General features: G+C 38.7%; 19 protein-coding genes. 14 read left to right on the forward strand and 5 right to left on the reverse strand.

Translation table 11 applies throughout. From position 1 onward, the window contains the following. Positions 1–401 precede the first annotated feature (401 nt). Both DC094_RS05980 and DC094_RS05985 read left to right on the forward strand, forming a co-directional pair. Positions 402–731, forward strand: a complete 330-nt coding sequence (locus DC094_RS05980) for a hypothetical protein (protein ID WP_116686225.1) — start codon at positions 402–404, stop codon at positions 729–731. Positions 732–811: 80 nt separating this feature from the next. Next, entirely contained in the window at positions 812–1465 is a 654-nt protein-coding gene (locus tag DC094_RS05985) for a hypothetical protein (protein ID WP_116686226.1), read from the forward strand. A 130-nt stretch (positions 1466–1595) separates the two neighbouring features. Here DC094_RS05985 and DC094_RS05990 read toward each other — a convergent pair whose 3' ends face one another. After that, entirely contained in the window at positions 1596–2477 is an 882-nt protein-coding gene (locus DC094_RS05990; protein ID WP_116686227.1) for a DUF4097 family beta strand repeat-containing protein, read from the reverse strand. Positions 2478–2817: 340 nt separating this feature from the next. Then, a complete protein-coding gene (locus DC094_RS05995) occupies positions 2818–3720 on the reverse strand; it encodes a cation diffusion facilitator family transporter (RefSeq protein ID WP_116686228.1) in 903 nt (300 codons plus the stop codon). Between the two features lie 189 nt (positions 3721–3909). Here DC094_RS05995 and murI point away from each other — a divergent pair, with 189 nt between their 5' ends. After that, positions 3910–4710: a glutamate racemase gene (murI, locus tag DC094_RS06000; RefSeq protein ID WP_116686229.1), complete on the forward strand. Its 801-nt coding sequence runs from the start codon at positions 3910–3912 to the stop codon at positions 4708–4710. A gap of 149 nt (positions 4711–4859) precedes the next feature. On the opposite strand, the gene DC094_RS06005 is transcribed toward murI, so the two are convergent. Then, complete coding sequence (locus tag DC094_RS06005; RefSeq protein WP_116686230.1) at positions 4860–5762, reverse strand: AraC family transcriptional regulator; 903 nt, start codon at positions 5760–5762, stop codon at positions 4860–4862. A gap of 323 nt (positions 5763–6085) precedes the next feature. Here DC094_RS06005 and DC094_RS06010 point away from each other — a divergent pair, with 323 nt between their 5' ends. The 11 genes from DC094_RS06010 to DC094_RS06060 all read left to right on the forward strand — a co-directional run bounded on the left by DC094_RS06010 (position 6086) and on the right by DC094_RS06060 (position 16205). Beyond that, positions 6086–6772 carry a DUF1989 domain-containing protein gene (locus tag DC094_RS06010; protein ID WP_116686231.1) on the forward strand — a complete coding sequence of 229 codons (687 nt, stop codon included), beginning with the start codon at positions 6086–6088 and terminating at the stop codon, positions 6770–6772. Positions 6773–6792: 20 nt separating this feature from the next. After that, positions 6793–7686, forward strand: a complete 894-nt coding sequence (locus DC094_RS06015; RefSeq protein ID WP_116686232.1) for a polysaccharide deacetylase family protein — start codon at positions 6793–6795, stop codon at positions 7684–7686. 57 nt (positions 7687–7743) lie between these two features. Further along, positions 7744–8406, forward strand: coding sequence for an FMN-dependent NADH-azoreductase (locus DC094_RS06020; RefSeq protein WP_116686233.1), 663 nt, complete (start codon positions 7744–7746; stop codon positions 8404–8406). A 118-nt stretch (positions 8407–8524) separates the two neighbouring features. Further along, the gene (locus DC094_RS06025) at positions 8525–9847 is read left to right on the forward strand and encodes an amidase family protein (RefSeq protein WP_116686234.1); all 1323 of its coding nucleotides are present in this window, start codon (positions 8525–8527) and stop codon (positions 9845–9847) included. A 313-nt stretch (positions 9848–10160) separates the two neighbouring features. Then, positions 10161–11276 carry a polyamine ABC transporter substrate-binding protein gene (locus tag DC094_RS06030; protein WP_116686235.1) on the forward strand — a complete coding sequence of 372 codons (1116 nt, stop codon included), beginning with the start codon at positions 10161–10163 and terminating at the stop codon, positions 11274–11276. A 46-nt stretch (positions 11277–11322) separates the two neighbouring features. Continuing rightward, on the forward strand, positions 11323–12174 hold the full coding sequence (locus DC094_RS06035; RefSeq protein WP_116686236.1) for an ABC transporter permease: 852 nt from the start codon (positions 11323–11325) through the stop codon (positions 12172–12174). A gap of 4 nt (positions 12175–12178) precedes the next feature. After that, entirely contained in the window at positions 12179–12982 is an 804-nt protein-coding gene (locus DC094_RS06040; protein WP_116686237.1) for an ABC transporter permease, read from the forward strand. A 19-nt stretch (positions 12983–13001) separates the two neighbouring features. Further along, the gene (locus DC094_RS06045; protein WP_116686238.1) at positions 13002–14087 is read left to right on the forward strand and encodes an ABC transporter ATP-binding protein; all 1086 of its coding nucleotides are present in this window, start codon (positions 13002–13004) and stop codon (positions 14085–14087) included. A gap of 12 nt (positions 14088–14099) precedes the next feature. Beyond that, the gene (locus tag DC094_RS06050; RefSeq protein ID WP_158527232.1) at positions 14100–14774 is read left to right on the forward strand and encodes an SGNH/GDSL hydrolase family protein; all 675 of its coding nucleotides are present in this window, start codon (positions 14100–14102) and stop codon (positions 14772–14774) included. A gap of 28 nt (positions 14775–14802) precedes the next feature. Next, the gene (locus DC094_RS06055; RefSeq protein ID WP_116686240.1) at positions 14803–15192 is read left to right on the forward strand and encodes a hypothetical protein; all 390 of its coding nucleotides are present in this window, start codon (positions 14803–14805) and stop codon (positions 15190–15192) included. 116 nt (positions 15193–15308) lie between these two features. Further along, positions 15309–16205, forward strand: a complete 897-nt coding sequence (locus DC094_RS06060; RefSeq protein ID WP_116686241.1) for a LysR substrate-binding domain-containing protein — start codon at positions 15309–15311, stop codon at positions 16203–16205. 116 nt (positions 16206–16321) lie between these two features. Here the strand turns inward: DC094_RS06060 and DC094_RS06065 are convergent, their stop codons facing one another. Beyond that, positions 16322–16762 (reverse strand): YybH family protein, encoded by a 441-nt coding sequence (locus DC094_RS06065; protein ID WP_158527233.1) that lies wholly within the window; start codon positions 16760–16762, stop codon positions 16322–16324. A gap of 21 nt (positions 16763–16783) precedes the next feature. Continuing rightward, positions 16784–18172, reverse strand: coding sequence for a purine-cytosine permease family protein (locus tag DC094_RS06070; RefSeq protein ID WP_116686243.1), 1389 nt, complete (start codon positions 18170–18172; stop codon positions 16784–16786). Positions 18173–18208 lie beyond the last annotated feature (36 nt).

An 18208-nucleotide genomic window follows, 5' to 3' on the forward strand; every position in this document is an offset into this window, starting at 1 on the left:
AATCAGGTGTGTTAATAGCAGTTTAATGCGGCGTTTAAGTGGTATTCTGAAAGAGGTGCTTAAATTCGGGAAAATATCAAAAAAACCTGTCAAGCGATTTTTATATTAAATTGTGCTGAATGGTTACTATTTATTTTTCACTATCCAAGGGACATTGAACATAACTCGCGCTCATAGAATGTGCACTTTACCCATACTCCTTATAAAAGGGAGGTATAGTGAACAGTCATTTATGACCTTTTTCGTAGAAAGTAATTTTCAAAATAAAATAAAGTGATTTTCTCTACAATAAAACCACTACCTTTCGAGGTGACTAACTTCACAATTACAACGCTTAAAGACTCACCCTCTATCTTTGCAATCTAAGCTTTTAATACAGCTAGATATGGTGAGTTAATGCAGTGCGTAAGCCTTTTTACATTTTCCTTTACTCAACACTGATTGGATTAAGCCTGATCGCTCTGGACAACTACGGCTATCAGTTTGATCTGAATTGGCTGACTGCTTCGTGGGCAACTGCGGCTGATGAAGCAACATTATCCAGTTGGTTTGCAATCGGCTTAAGCTGGCTGCATAAGCTGGTAATTCCGGGCACCATTGCATTGCTGTGGATTATCGGCCGAGATTGGTTAGAACAAGATCAGAAGCCAAAATTACGCTGCATACATAATAAACGTTATATCAAGCCACGAACTAAGTCGAACGGCTCAAAAAAGAAAGATTTTTTTTGATTCAATCATTGTCAGGTTGATCATATTTTTGCTTTGTTGGTAGAGTGACTGCAATCCAGGTCGCAACAAGATCAATAACTATGAAGTACCTGCATCAAAACACACTTGGCTTAATAGCGTTAGCCACTGTTCTCTACAGCAATCTTCTTTCTGCAGATCAAAACATTACGCCAACAAAAGCTGAACAGGCCGAAAGCTGTATCGCTGCAGATGATATTGCTGGAGCGATCTATCAGAAAACCCTGACTTCTGGCGACTCTGAACAAATAAGTTACTGGGCACTTGATGACCAGCAATGGTTTCTTGAGTTGTCAGAAAAAACCGTTCACTGGCAGCAACTCCCCAACCAGCAATTTACTCGCTCTGAATGGTTGCTGGAGCAAAAACTGGCGATTGATTATTCACATCAGGATTTAAAACAGCTCGGGGAATTACCGCTAGCACTGCCACCTGTGTCAGTAATGCCTGATGGTCTTCGTAAAAACCTGTTTGGCCGCAAAACCAGCAAAACCTGGAACTGTTTTCAGCTCAGCATTTATCAAGGCGCACCTACAGGACCGACGATTACTCTGGAGTGGATCGACAAGCTAAAATTGCCTCTGCGCTACTCGGTCAGCCTACAAGGTTCTGCAATGTGGTTGGAACTGTCCGAATTAATTACCAAACAACAAGCAGAAAACCTGGCAAGTTTAGGAACAAACTTGCCGCACCAGCCTTTCAAGAAAAATAATTAAGCGAAATACATTCCATCCTTGGAGATCGTCATACCGCCGTCTAGGCTCTTTATGACATAAAAAATAAAACCACCGCAATAAAAATTATTGCGGTGGTTTTGTAAAAATCTATTCAACTATCAATTTGTTATCAGGTTTGAGGATTAACCCCTTTGACTGTGCCGGTAACGCCCTGAACAGCTAGCTTGCCTGATTTATCAGACTTCACATTCAAATTACCGCGAACGTCTTGAATCTGCACATTGCCTTTGCCATCTTTTAACTCAACATTGCCCATGATTGAGCTAAGCTGAATATCACCTGATTTATTGGTGATTTTCACTTTACCCTGAATTCTGTTGAGGGAAATATCACCCGCTTTATCAGATACGCGAACTCGACCTTCGACATCTTCAACCAGAATATTGCCTTTCTTATCGTTGATCACCAGCTCACCACGATGCTGACTTACAGAGATATCATCTCGCTTATCATTAATTTTCAACTTGCCGCTAGTCCCGGAAATAATCAATTTACCCGAACCATCATTAACTGTAATTAACTTACCGCTACTATTGCTTAAAGTAAGATCACCAGCGCCATCAAGAATTCTGCCGCCTTTCTTCAAGCCTGCAACTTCAATATCACCGGTAGTGTCGCGGACATCTAAATAAATCCCATCAGGCATTTGAATCACCAAGTCAATTTTGGCTTTTTTATCTTTAGTTTTAATTTTCTTTAGGTAACCCGCTTTCAGGGTTAATTTCTTGCCATTTTTTTTGAGGTACTTATCCATACTTTTAGATATATACGTCTCAGCTACTGCTTTATCACCCGGGTAAGAAATTTTCAATACAGCCGTAACCTGCGATAAGCCACTTTTGGCTTCAATTTTCAAATCACCTGGACCGGCAAAAACAATCAGCTTGGAAACACCTGATGTTGAATGAGACAGACTTTCCTTCCACTCAACAGCATGTGCTGCAGGTACTGCCAAAGCAAAACAAAATCCTATTGCAGCCAACTTTTTCATGACGAGATCCTTTTTATAATTCTTATTTATCCACAGCTACTTAAACATCCCATTCAAGTGCAGAGAGGCATGTAACTGAAAAATGTTATTTTGACAGCCTTCGGTTAAGCAATTCATTGAAATTTCATCAAGAAAATAGCAAGCAAAGGTCTGCAGGGAACTTGCTACTCACCATTAATAAGCCTGATCAATTTCTTCCCAGCCGGAATGACATTAAGACATCACAGTGAATCAGATACCTCACCAAAGAACCTAGCTAAGATTGTGGATATCTTCCCAATTTGGATGAGACGCGAGTACATCATGGTGAATCCGGATATCTAAGCTAAAAAGTTTTCGACTAAGGTTGGTGGATATCTTCCCAGTCAGGGTGAATCGGATCGTGATGAATTAATACTTCCAGCTGTTGATCTTGATACAAAGCCTCTAATTGTTGCTTGACCTGTTTGCCGATATCGTGTGCCTGAACCAATGGCTGATTGCCATCCAGATCCAGATGCAATTGAATTTGAATCACTCCACCAGACTGGCGCGTTTTCAGGTCATGGACACCGAGAACACCAGGCACTTCCAAGCAGCGCAGCTCAATTCTTTTCACATCACCTTTAGGCAATGAATGATCCATCAACTGCTGCAATGACTCCCAACCAATCTCTCTAGCGCCAAACAACATATATCCAGCGATACCTATCGCAAACAAACCATCTGCCAACAACCATCCTTGCTGTGCTAGGAAAATCGCCACGATAATTGCCATGTTGGAATAGAGATCTGCCCGGTAATGTAATGCATCAGCCGCAATTGCAACCGAGCGGGTTTTCCTAACCACCCAACCTTGAAATAACACGAGGCCTAAAGTACAGGTCATCGAAAAGCCCATCACCCAGAGCGCAATATCTGAGTTATCTAGCGCAACGGGCGCTTTCAAAGTTCCAATCGCATGAAATACCAGGAACAATGCCGCACCGGCTATAAAGGCAGATTGAACCAAACCAGCTAACTGCTCTGCTTTACCGTGGCCAAAAGGGTGATTTTCATCCGCCGGTTCACTGGCCACTTTCACCGCCAGCAAGTTAACCAGTGATGCACCTATATCAAGCATCGAGTCCATTAAACTGGCAAGCAGACTCACCGAGCCACTGACCCACCAAGCTGCCAGTTTGGCCAAAATTAGAACAGCAGCAACCACTACCGAAGCGGTAGCGGCTTGAGAGATCAAACGATTGCGAGCAACTTGCGTCATAAATGCTTAAATACAGAACGGAATAGCTTCCATTGTAGAGTGACCGGCAAGCACTGACTATGTCAGTTATCGGCTTAATTCAGCTTATTTGTAACAAATCACGATCAATCGGATGAACTGGTGTAAAATGATCAAACTTTATTTGCGCCTTCAGGCAAATATTGAACCTTCAATTTCATTGATGAGCATATGAGTATTCTGATTTTTGATTCAGGCGTTGGCGGTTTCAGCGTATGTCAGGCAATAAGCAAGACACTCCCTAAGCTAACGCTTCACTATTGCATGGATAATCAGCTGTTGCCCTATGGAGAGCAGCCGTCACAAATTATTATTCAGCGAGTTAGCCAACTGGCAAATAAACTGGTGGCAAAGTTAAAGCCTCGGTTACTGGTAATTGCTTGCAATACCGCTAGCACTATTGTGCTGCCAACATTACGCACGCAATTAAACATTCCGGTTGTCGGTGTTGTACCGGCGGTAAAGCCTGCCGCTGAAAATTCAAAAAATAATCATATTGCACTGCTTGCCACGCCAGCCACAGTTACCCGCCAATATACTGAAACTTTAATTAATGATTATGCAAAAAACTGTAGGGTTGATTTAATCGGATCCACTCGATTAGTAGAACAAGCAGAAAACTTATTGCGCGGAAAAAATATCGACTTAAAAATACTCAGAGATGAATTACAAGTAATTCATCAGAATGCAACCACCCCCGACCAACTGGTTCTTGGCTGCACCCACTTCCCGTTACTTGCTGAATATATACAACAAGTGCTGCCACAAGGTACACGTTTGCTGGATTCTGGCAATGCAATTGCCAGAAGAGTTGACTATTTATTACAACAAAACCCGCTATTTCATAAAAATAGCAATCAGCAGAAACAACCAGCACAATTTTTCTTTACTGGTGAACAAGTGAGTATTGCTGGTTTGGAAAAATTTCTCTGGGATAATAATTACCAGCAGATTCATCAGGTAATTATTTAAAAATTCGAGCCAACTTGCTGGCAGATAATTGACTCTTGCATTGTCTACATTCTTCACATCCATGTGAGCTCCCTTTTCAATATACAGCGGCTCTGATTTTTTGAGCCACTGCTTTAGCATCAATTATCAAATGTCATTTAATTTAGTCATTAATTAACAGCCAGATTAAAAGTCACATCGAAAACCCCATCAGAACTGGCTGAATGATAAAATTCAAAGCATGGGCCATTATCTGAAATCTGCATGCTTTGCTCCATTGCTCCAGCTACTACTTCGTTCCAAGATTTTTTGAACTGAGATTTATCGGTAATCGTTCGACGAATCTGGGCATATTTACCTGCAGGAATCGTTTGAATCAATACATCACCTTGTGCATTCACTTCTGGCCCCACAGTAATACAAACATCTGTACGGCATTTTTCTGCCGGAGTAATTTCCGGGTTGTCCCAACAAATACTTAAAATTGATTGGGTTTCTAATAATCCTTGCGGGACAGCCCAAGCCATTAATTTGCCATAGGCAGCTTCTTCAACCGTTCCATATGCGCCAATTGCTCGAATATAAGCGACACGCTGCTCAGAAAGTTCTGCGGTAATTAAATCCATGATCTTCTCCTGTTGATTAGCTACAGGGCGATAATAGTCAGGATAAGCGAACGGGGCGTTTCCATTCTTGCTGTTCTTGCGCAGCAGTAGATTTAATTGTTGAAAATCCTCGCATTGCCTTATCTGACTTGGCGTGAAGCCAAATTGCTTTTGAAAAACCTTGGAAAAATTTTGTGAACTAGAAAAACCTGCTGCGATCGCGATATCTGTTATCGACTTATGTTTACAAGAAAAAATATTGTGGACTGCTTTTTCTAACCGAATTCGCCGTATATAACTAGCAACACTTTCACCTGAAATAATTTTAAAGATACGATGGAAGTGAAACTTTGAAATGAAAACCTTACTGGCGACCACTTCGAGATTCAGTGGTTGCTCTAAATTCTGTTCTATATATTGCATCGCCTGCCAAACTTTTTTCTGGTAAGGCTTAATAGGGTCCGTCATTGGATTTAGTTATCTCAAATCTGTACGTTTTAGCTACAAAAAAACAATAAACTCAAAAAGCATAGGTAGCAAGGAGAAATCGGCACTTGCACTATGCCGCACCTTAATAGTGATATTTTCATATCGTCTCAACAGTTATTCATTCGAAAAACACACACAAAACTTTAAATTAATATCTAAATTAACAAACAATTAATTGAAAACAAAACTAAGTACTTTAAACGCAATGAATGAGAATCTTTCATCAACAGTTGAGAAAAGCTCGGTTTATATATTCTCAAATCTATGGCCTGCTGTTAGTGCCATAGAAATAAGAGATCAATATGAAGACGTTCAACCCCGCAAAGCCTGACGGCGAAAACGAAACGCTCACCATAGCACTACCTGATAGCGGTACACCAACGCTCGGGAATACTTATCAAGTACCAGCTAGGTGCGGCATAGCCGTAAAAATGACTGCTGGGCAATCTATCAAAATCACCAACCCTTCGGGTCATCAGGTATGTGACTTCTGGGCATTTTACCAGCACGATTTAAATGAATATTTGTCAATGGAGCACCTTCGAACTTCACTTGGAAAAATCATTCCAGTGCCGGGCGATGCTATTGTCTCAAATATGAGAAGGCCTCTTCTTACTTTTCTGGTTGACTCATCTCCAGGCATTCACGATACATTAATTGCTGCTTGTGACCATCAAAGATATCAGCAACTTGGGTGTAATGATTATCATGATAATTGCACCGATAATTTGCGAATGGCACTCCTTGCCATTGGTTGTCAGGCGCCTGCAATACCCTCTCCTTTCAATCTATGGATGAATGTACCTGTCGATGCCAGCGGCAATACTAGTTTTGAAGCACCGTTATGTTCAGCCGGAGACTACGTCGTATTTAAAGCCGAATATGATGTAATTATTGTATTGTCAGCTTGCCCTCAGGATATCACTCCTGTAAATGGCGCAAATTGCCAACCTGCACCCGTCGACTTCATGATTTTTATCGACGATTAACAAAAAATAAGGAGCACCTCTTGATAAAAAACCCTATTCAATGGCCCAACGGTGCTAAATGCGCATGTGCAATAACATTCGATATTGACGCCGATAGCCTCATCCACATATCTAAACCTACTGATGGCCATAATCGACTATACCCAATTTCAATGGGTAAATATGGCCCGGAAGTAGCGATACCCAGGATTTTAGAGACATTTAAAAAACTCGGTATTAAGCAAACATTTTTTGCTCCAGGCTGGGTGATTGAACAGTATCCACAAGCCATGGAATCAATTATGGAAGGAGGGCATGAAATAGCACACCATGGCTATTTACATGAAGACCCCACTGGACATGGCCCTGACGAACAAAGATATTGGTTTGAAAGAGCAATCGAGTCTCACCAGAAAGTACTCGGGCAAAAACCTAAGGGCTACCGAGCACCTGTTTACAATGTAAACCCAACTGTAATTGATCTTTTGAATGAACACGATTTTTTATATGAAAGCTCTCTAATGGGCGATGATATTCCATATATTTTACAATCCGGTCAAAAGAAACTAGTAGAAATGCCGGTACACTGGGGCAATGATGACTGGCCTCCTTTTGCTCACTATCCAGAAATTGGCTACATGATGCCTGTATCTTCACCTAGCCAAGGGCTTGATACATTTTGGCAAGAATTTGAAGCACAATATGCTAATAATGGGTTTTGGATGTCAATCTGGCACCCCTTTTTAACAGGCCGTCTTGCACGATGGCACCAAGTAGAAAAGTGGCTAGAATCAACCCTTGAAAATAATAATGTGTGGTTCGCTACGCTTTCTGAAATCGCACAACATGTAAAAAAAGAATCTGAAAAAGAAAACAATTTAATACGGGTTGACCATCTTCCATATTATCAGCGCCCGGTAAAATTAAATCGATGATTTCAGACTTTAAAACTTATAGCCAACCTATTTAAAATAACCTTACAGGACAAAGACATGGGTAAACCAATTAATATTTTAGCGATTAATTCCAGCGCGAGAAAAAATAGATCAATCACAAGGGAGATGGTTGATTTATTTTTAGAACAGGTAAATTCTAAAACACAAACAAACATAGTCAACAGAGATGTTGGCATGTCTCCACCAAGCTTTATTAATGAGAACTGGATTGCGGCAGCATTCACTGACAAAGATGCGTTAACTCAAGAGCAAAAAGAAATACTTTCCGAGTCTGACTCCTTAATAAATGAAATTAAATCAGCTGATATTATAGTCATCGGCGCTCCTATGTATAACTATTCCATGCCTGCTAGCTTGAAAGCATGGTTCGATCAAATCGCTCGTGTTGGCCTTACTTTTTCATTTGATCTCTCAAGGGGTGACCAACCTATCGAACCCATTTTAATTGGAAAGCAATTGGTTGTCTTATCTTCTCGTGGTGAATTTGATTTCGCGATAGGAAAACAAAGAGCACACTTGAATGGACTTGACCCAGCATTAAGCGCCTGCGCACATTACCTCGGCGCTAGCGCTAATGAAATGAAATCTGCCATTGTTGAATATGAAGAATTTAAAGATCACCGGTGGGAAACTTCTGTTAAAAATGCAAAAAAAGAGATAAAAGCAATTGCAGAAAATCTAGTTGTTTCATCGAGATAATCACTTAGTCGATCTAACTACAACAAAAGCAATTCATATTAAAGTCAGAAACATTCCTATGCTCTAATGAAAATTTATGGCGTAGGGATGCCTATTAAATACTATGGCGAATTAAATAATGCCAAACCTTAAAAAAACACATGATTTATTCAAAAAAAAAGTAAACTCTGTCAAAAATGAAACGATAAAGTCTCTAGAGCTTATAAAAGAACAATCGCCTAAATTCATATTCACAAAAATAACTGAGCAACTTGCGCTTCGCCAAGCCATTGCGTCAGATCAGCGATACACCAATCAAACTGCCAAGAGTCGATTAGATGGTGCAACAGTCGTATGGAAGGATCTGTTCGACCAAAGAGGTTTTCAAACTCTGGCTGGCTCTAAAACTCGTTTGAATTGCCAACCGGCATTAAAAAATGCACAAGTTGTAGAACAACTAGAAAAAGCAGGCATGATATCTTTAGCCAGAACCAATACAACAGAATTCGCTTTTTCCGGGCTAGGTTGCAACCCTCACTTTGGAACACCTAATTCTGCGCTTACTGAAAACGAACCTTTATTGCCAGGAGGATCTTCTGCAGGTTCTGCAGTGGCGGTTGGTCTTGGACTGGCACAAATTGGAATGGGAACCGACACTTCAGGATCAATTCGTGTTCCTGCAGCCTTAAATGGAGTTTTTGGCTTTCGCCCCAGCACTGATCGATACAGTAGAGATGGTGTGTTTACATTATCAAAATCACTCGACTCCGTTGGCACTATTGCCAATAGTTTGTCCGACATAAAATCAATCGATAGAATTCTTGCTCCAAATAAACAGCAGTCAAAAAAAATTAGCCGAACTATTCTAGATATCTCCGACAGCATTGGTATTTCGTGGTCGAACACTGCATATCGCGCTTATGAAAAAGAATTAATAAGGTTGGAGTCACATGGTTTTAACATTGAAAAATCTTCTTTAAAATCAATATTGCTAACTAAAAGCCTTTTCACTTCTTATGGTACTCTAGTTGCAATAGAAGCAAAAAGACGCTACCAAGCACTTCTTGATAGCCCTCAAAGTGGCCTAATCGATCCGTTTGTATTGCACAGACTCAAAGCTGCACCAGTAATTTCTGATAAAGAATATATGATTTATCTAGAGCAAAGAAAGAAAGCCATTCTTCTTGCGTGCCAAGAAACACTTGGTTCAATCATTGCTAGCCCGACGGTGCCAGAAATAAAAATAGAAACAGGTAGCATATCTGACAATTTTCAAAAGCAACAACAAACAAACAGCGAGCTACTCACGACCACTATGATAGGTAGCTTTATCGATCTTGCTGGAATTGCAATTCCAATTAAAGAAAACAATAAAGTAGACGGTTCTATTCTTTTATCTACTGCATCAAAATGTGATCAATTGTTAATCAACAGTTTGTCATTATATGGAGTTGATTCTTAATAAAGTATTTAAAGATTATCTGTTTTGTTCTACTCTGGCATTACTTATTGCAGCTTTACTAATCTGTAGCTTGCAAGAACTGCAGATTGGTATGCCAAGCACTTCCATTAGCATATCTTACAAGATGTTATATAAAATACATTCACTGTATTCGAAATAACTCACGCTAGTATCTCATACGCAATTTAACAGTAAATTTAGTTTGACTGTATTTTTTTGATTGATGAGATTTTTTTTACATCATGCAATAAAACTCTATTGTTCACTGATTGCTTCCTTGTGATGATCTTAAGACCAACTAGGAGGCATGATTATGAAAAAAAATAAGCTAATAACTAGAAGAAGCTTTATAAAAAATGCAGCTATAGCAAGCAGCAGCTTAGCATTCCCTTCAATTTTAAAGGCTGGATCACCAACAACGTTAACCATGCTCGCTTGGTATGGCCAAGCAGAGCCTGACGCTGTAGAAGAATTCGAACGCCTGTATAATGTTAAAATCATTCCGAAGTATTATGTAGGTGGTGAGCAAATGATTGCACTGCTAGCTCAATCACCTCCAGGAACTTACGATATCATTCATGCTGATGCTGAATATGTTCAACAATTAGCCGCTGCAAATTTTTTAGAAAAATTAGATGCTGAAGACTATCCCTTTGATGATTTTTATTCTGAATTCCAAAACTTCCCAGGCCACTGGATTGGAAAAGATCTTTATGCCGTAATTAGTCGCTTCGGTTTTCTTGGAATATCACATAATCTTGATGTCGTTTCTGTAAAAGAAGCTTCATCTTATAAATTATTGTGGGATAAAAAGCTAAAAAACCGTGTTGGACACTTCGATTGGCATTTGCCAAACCTAGGAGCATTGAGTCTTTTAAATGGCAACAGTAGCCCATATTCGATTAATAAAACTTCGTGGAATAATCTCAAAAAAACCACATTAAGCTTAAAGCCACAAATTCGTGGGTTTTATGATTATGGTGGTGTTTTGTCATCATTAAAAAATGGAGAAGTATCAGTCATTCCTGGCATCGGAGAGTGGATAACCGGCGTACTCAGACGTGATGGGGCTAACGTAACTACAACGATCCCCGAAGAGGGCGGCATTCAATTTACCGAAAGCTTTTCTATCGGAAAAAATTCGAGGAAAGCTGAACTTGCAAGAAAATTCATTCAGTACATGGCGGGTGAAAAAGGCCAATATCGACTTGCAAATCTAAATGTTTTCCCAGCGATTATTCCATCAAAAAAAGGATGGAAAAGAATGATCGCAGAAAAACCTATGGAAGCGAAGCACCTTGGCATGTTTAACGGTTCTGGCAATGCAATAGATTTGATTCAGCGGGGTCGAATTCATATTAGAGAGTTACCACATCAACAAAGCCTCGAAGATTGGAATGATTTCTGGTCAGAATACAAAGGATCTTAGCTTTAATATCTTAAACATGTGATCTAGTGAAACAGGTGTTTTGACAATGATAAGCAAAAGCAGCATATCAAAGAAGCTATACACTGGACTTTGGTCGATACCTCTGCCCTTGTGGTTTACACTTTTTTTTGTTGGCCCCATATTATTGCTTTTTTGGTTAAGCTTTTGGGATGTCAAAAATTTCGTTATGGTTCCTGGTTTCAATCTTGATAATTGGGAAAAAATATTAGGCGCTAACTATTTTTGGAGCGCATATACACGAACAATTCTATTCGCTTTAGGAACTGCGATACTCACGACCGCTATTGCATTCCCTGCATCGCTAACTATAGCGTACCTTATGCCTCTGAAAGCTAGACTGGTTGTGCTAGGTCTAATCATAGTTCCATTCTTTACCAGCTATTTAGTTAGAATCTACTCATGGCAAGTCTACCTTTCAGAAAACGGTATAATACAAAATGCATTCAGTTATATTGGAATCAATATTGCAAGCATGCTGAACTCACCTCTCGCATTATATATAGGTTTTGTAACTTTAACATTACCACTAGCAATCATCATTCAATCTATTTCTGTACTTTCGTTGGACAAATCCCTTATTGACGCTGCATACAACCTTGGCTGCGGACCAAAAAGAATAATATCTGCAGTAATAATACCTGCTGCGAAGCCAGGAATAATTATTGGTGCTCTTTTTGTTTTCATATTTAGTTTTGGTGATTTTGTGACACCAACCTACCTTGGAGGCGGCAAGTACACTACCTTGTCAATTCTTATTGCTGATACAGTAAAATCTGGTCAGCAATGGCCCAGAGCCGCCGTAATTTCTGTAATTATGATAATAACCCTGCTGATAACGGCAATGTGTAGCATCGCTTACGCATATCGAAAGAGGTGATACCATGAAAACCAGAAAACTCACAAGATACATTGGTGTTGTATTTTGCTCAATCATATTGATATTTTTATATGCGCCAATAATTTCAAATTTTATATTTTCATTTAATTCATTAAGATTTCCTACAATCCCACTAGGAAGTTTTTCTTGGGAATGGTATCAGTTAATTCTTAACGATAGCTTAGTTATAAATGCTTTTAAAAACACATTGATAGTAGGGTTTATTGTTGCTCCAATAGCTACCTTCATGGGCTTTGCTGCAGCTTATTCTGATTATAGATTTAATTTTTTTGGCAAGAAACTAGTTATGGTTTTTGCTTTAATGCCACCGCTAATTCCACTTGTCGTCATTGGCCTCGCAATGCTGGCTTATTTATCACGGATAGGTCTATCAGGAACGCTTCCTGCCATTATCGTCAGTCATGTAGTGCTAACTTCACCATTTGCTATGGCAATAATACGGCTTAGATTTTCTCAAATAGAGAGTGATCTTGAGTTTGCTGCTCAAAACCTTGGCGCAACAAATTGGCTTGCATTTAAAGAAATAATAATTCCTATGGTAAAAAATTCAGTAATCACTGCTTTCTTAATGTGCCTTGCTGTTTCATTCGACGAATACGCAGTGACATGGTTTGTTGGTGGGTTAGAAGAAACAAGCTCGGTACGTGTGCTCAGCTTCTTGCAATCTGCGGTTAGCCCAAGAATCAATGCAATAGGGTCAATTACCTTTGCAGTTTCAATATTATTATTGCTAGGTGCCCAGTATTTTGTTTTTAAAAAATTAAATCAAGACATCAAGAAATCATAATCATAAAAAGGTAACAAAAATGGATAGCACTCATATCTCTTTAAAAAAAATTAGCAAGATGTATGGCAACAACATTGCTATTGAAAATCTTGACCTTGATATTGAACGTGGAAAATTTATAGCCATAATGGGGCCATCTGGCTGCGGAAAATCTACTTTATTACGATCTCTTGCAGGTCTTGAGAGTATTACATCAGGCAGCATAACATGTAATGGTGAAGAAATTAGCAAGCTAGAAATTTGGGAAAGAAACACGCCTTTAGTGTGGCAATCACTGGCACTATTTCCATTTTTAACAGTTCAGCAAAATGTTGAATTTGGTTTGAAAATGCGTGGAGAAAAAGCCGAAGTTCGCAAAACAAAATCTGAATCCTGGCTAAAGCGACTCGGGTTAGAATCTTTTGCAAATAGGAATGTTGATCAATTATCAGGTGGCCAACGGCAACGTGTCGCTTTAGCTAGATGTCTCGTCACTGAACCATCGGTCTTGCTTCTTGATGAACCTTTGTCGGCTTTAGATGCGCACCTTTCAGTAAAAATGCAAGGCGAGTTAAAACGCTTACAACGTGAACTCGGAATTACTTTTATTTATGTGACGCATAGCCATTCTGAAGCTTTCTCCATGGCCGATAAAGTAGTCATAATGAATCAGGGTAAAATTGAACAAGAGGGTTCTCCAAAAGATATATACCTGCATCCAATATCATCTTTTGTAGCCAATTTCCTAGGTGGCAGCAGTATTTTCAAATGCACACTGAAGTCTATTTCCAGTCAATATTCGTTGCTTGAAAGCAATGACGGTAGCTTCAAATCATCTACAGAAAGCATTAAACATTTCATTTTAGAACAATCATTAAACATGATCGTTCGCGCCGATCAAATTACGATAACAACTGAAGGTGGTTGGAGTGAAAATGAAGTTCTATGCCAGATTATTGGTGAAGAATTTATCGGTGCGTTAGTAAACCTTCGTTTGCAATCTAAAAATGGCACTGAAATAATTGTTCAACAACAGCAGAGGGATATGGAAAAACTAGATATAGAAATTGGCTCTTCCGTGGTTGCAGGCTGGCACCCTGAAGACTGTTATTTAATTACAAATTAAATGGTATTAACTATGAATAAAAAAATTCTTGTATATGGTGATTCAAATACATGGGGCTGGATTGGTGTCGAAGAAGCCTTTCCTAGCACTCGCTATAACGATGACGAACGCTGGGCTGGTGTTATGTCAGATGCGCTTGGCAGCGATGTCTCAGTTGCGGTTGATGGTCTTACTGTACGATCAACTAATCTTGATGATAGCAATGACTGGAATAATATCACCGCAGACATGTTTAATGGCGCTAAATTATTGCCCTGTGCCATTGCTCGTGAAATGCCATTAGATTTATTGATAATTTCACTAGGTACCAATGATTTAAAGTCAGAAACAAATCGTTCAGCTAAAGATATTGCAGAAGCACTAATTGGCCTATCAGAAATTTCAAATCAATCTGCAAGTGGCGTCGCTTATAAATATGATGCGCCAAAAGTTTTAATTATTGCTCCTGCACCATTAAATTCTATGCCTCACCCTGATTTTGCAGCTATGTTTGAAGGTGCACAAAAAAAATCAAAGAACATAAGTTTTGAATTAAAAAAGGCTGCTAGTGGAAGAGATATTTTTATACTAGACGCAGGTGAAATTATAGGCGCTGCTGCAAGCGTCGATGGACTTCATATCTCGAAACAGCAGCACAATCAACTCGGTATTGCTGTAGCAAAGACTGTAAAATCAATTTTAAAATAAACACTGAAACATACAAACGAGAGCCTCTATGCAAAAAAAAACCAAAACTAACGTTGCATTTTCCATTGCTATTTTTCTATATTCTTTAATATCTTTTGGTATAGCAAACGCTTCTGATTTATCAAAAGCAAAAATAGTAGAATATGTAACATTTGAATTACTAGACAGTTCAAGCGAAACCTTGTTTGCAAAAGCTGCTAACGAAGTCAATCACAATCTAAAAGAAAATTATCCTGGATTTATAGATAGAACGATTTCTCAGCAAGACAACGGCACTTGGATTGAAGTCGTATTCTGGGTTGATAAAGAATCTGCTAAAAAAGCACTGGATAAATTTGTTTTAGATCCAAAAAACAAGCTTTTTTTATCTCTAGTTAAAGCAGATAGCCTTACTTTAACTTACTCAACGGTAAGATAAGATTTTTTAGAGCCACTTATAGCAGCATTCATGATTGTTCAGTATATGAATGCTGTTATACTCAATAATAATGCATGCCTTGTCCACTACGAGGTAGCATTCTTTAGGTGATTCTAATGAAGCGACGTCTTCCCTCCTTAAACGCAATTCGTGCTTTTGAGTCCGCAGCAAGGTTATCTAGCATAACAGATGCAGCAGATGAACTCTCAGTTACACCAACTGCAATCAGCCACCAAATTCGACACCTTGAAAACCTCATTGACATTAAATTATTTGAGCGTTCTGGCCGAAAGATAAAGCTAACGGCACAAGGTCAAAAAATCCTACCCATGGTTACAAAAGGTATGGACTACCTAGCGTTTGCATTTGAAGAAGTCTATGGTGGATTTGATGAAAATAATTTAAGCATTAGTACAACAAGAGAATTTGCTCTTTATTGGTTACAGCCTAGGCTGGATGAATTTTATGCAGAAAACCCTAAAATTGTTTTAAATATTCATACCAGTGAAAAGTGCGCCGATTTAGAACATAATGAAATCGATATTGCTATTCGTTATGGTGCTATTCCAGATGAAGAATCTGATAGCACTGTTCTTTTCCAAGAGCACTACATTCCAGTAGCAAATAAAAAAAATATTACTCAGAAAAAGTTAAATATAAAAATATCTGATTTAACAAAAAAAAGATTAATCGATGTTTTGTGGGAAAAAACAGAAATGAATGCCCCTACATGGGAAAAATGGTTCAATCAATGCGAAACTGAAGACTATTCCTCATATCATTTAATGGCTTTTGATGCATATAACTTAGCATTTGATGCGTTAAGACGAGGTCATGGAGCAGCACTCCTCAGTAGCACTATTGTTAGCTCAGAAGAGTTCTCTGATGATTTCGTGCAACTTGAAGGCCCCAAGTTGCCAGGTTATTATTATCGTTTGATAACAACTCGGCAGGGTAAAAAAAAGCTCTCAGCAACACGCTTTACGCAGTGGCTTTTATCAAAGATAAATTAATACAACAAAGATTTGTAAATATATTCTAATTTCAAACAGAGCATTTTAGTTCAAAATAACAAACCATTAAATTAAAGAGAGGAGTTGCTTTTATTACAACATCCTCTCTTATAAATTTAAGCTGAAGGCGTCCATATATCAATATGTAGCTTCCAGTCACCCGCTACTTTTTTAAAGACTAAAACGTATCGACTAAATCCTTCTTTTCCGTTCTTTGGTGTCACTGCTAATGTACCAACAGCATACGCTAGATCACCTGAACTATAGACTTCGCCAGTTTCAATTTTTACGTCTTCAATACCTGAATTGATAACATCAGTCCAAAACTGTTTGACATCACTCTTTCCTTGTATTGTCGGAGTATCTGGAGAGAGTACATATCCATCATCTGTATATGTATCTGCTATTAAATCAGCGTTGCCATTCAAAATAGCTGAAGCCGTAGCTTTATTTCCTTTATCAATCGCTTGATATAAATCTTTTGACTGATTCGATGCACATGCTGTAATCAAAGCAAATCCTCCTATTGCAAAAAAGAGCTTTTTTTGGAATTTCATTAAAAACATCCTGTATAGTACTTAAACTTGATAAGAGTTAACGATCATTTTATTCGACTTGAATAAAACCTTGACGAAAAAAACATACAATGCGGCCGATACAATCATTGCAGGTATCGTTGCACTGAAGTATTCAAACATTGACGCTCCAGATGAGAACGTCAGAGTCTCGAGCCCTGAGAGCCACCCACCTAAATAGAGCCATAACAGCATACCTATTAATTGTGCTAAAAAGGCTATTGGATTAAATCCATTTTTAAATGAATATTTTCCATTTTTGTTATAGCACTCATCAACATCAATTGTGCTTTTTCTTAAAAAAGCGTAGTCCACCATTGAAATTGCCCAGTATGGTCCAGCAAGAAGCCCTACAAAAAGTAAAATTACTCCAAATAGATCTTGTAATTGATTACTAAAAATAAATATCAAAGAAGGGAGTGATACGACTACGACCGCAAGCTTATAGCTCAATCGTGGAAAAACTGACATTATTGCCATAGTTCCTGCGTACAATAATAATGCACTGGTGGTGATAGTTCCCAGTATTATAATGAGTAAGGCCATAACACCTAAATCTAATTTAACAGCCCATACTGCGGGGTCAATCTCACCTGTCGCTAGTGTTGCTATGCCACCTGTAATTGAAAATATTATTCCAATTAAAGCTAAACCAGCAAATGTCCCCCAGTATGCACTCCTCTCAGATGATGCAAATTTATTCCACGAACCTAAGTATGGCTGCCATGCAACAGCCCAAACTACACAAGTTTCGATTGCAAATGCAATTCCGACTTCGCCCGTTGCTTTAAAATTAACAACGTCGATCATATGATCGCTATTTAAAATTTTAATCAATATATAGATAGAAAAACCACCTAATAGTGGCACAGTAATATTTGAAAGATAGAAACTAGCCTTGGGCGTCAGCATAACTAAAAGTGCAGGAATTAAAACGCCACCGCCAATAGCAAATAAAGTATAACTACCTGGAAATGAAAATCCATCACCTAAGAAAGCTTGGCTAGCATTAACTGTAGCCGTACCTGTCATAGATGAAAGCAACCCTATCCAACCAAAATTGATAAATATTAAAACAAATGCGCCATAATATGCTCCAGAAAAACCAAACGCTGGTCTTAGCGTAATGACTTCATCTACTCCATATTTAGCGCCTCTTTGCGATGATATAGCACATATTGCATAGGCAGCTAAATTTGCTGTTATTGAAATAATTATCATAGGGAAAAACCCTAATCCTTCAGCGTAATAACTTCCAACAATGAAAGTCGCTAAAAGAATATTCCCGCCAGCCCATAAAAAAAACAAGGAGATAAAACCTTCGCCTCTATCTTTTAATGCTATTGGGTTTAGAGAGTTACCTGAACCATTCTGCATAATCAATTCCGCCATACTAGATTCAAGTTAAGATAACCATAAAATTGACAA

It is taken from the genome of Pelagibaculum spongiae, assembly GCF_003097315.1.
GTDB lineage: Bacteria > Pseudomonadota > Gammaproteobacteria > Enterobacterales > Pelagibaculaceae > Pelagibaculum > Pelagibaculum spongiae.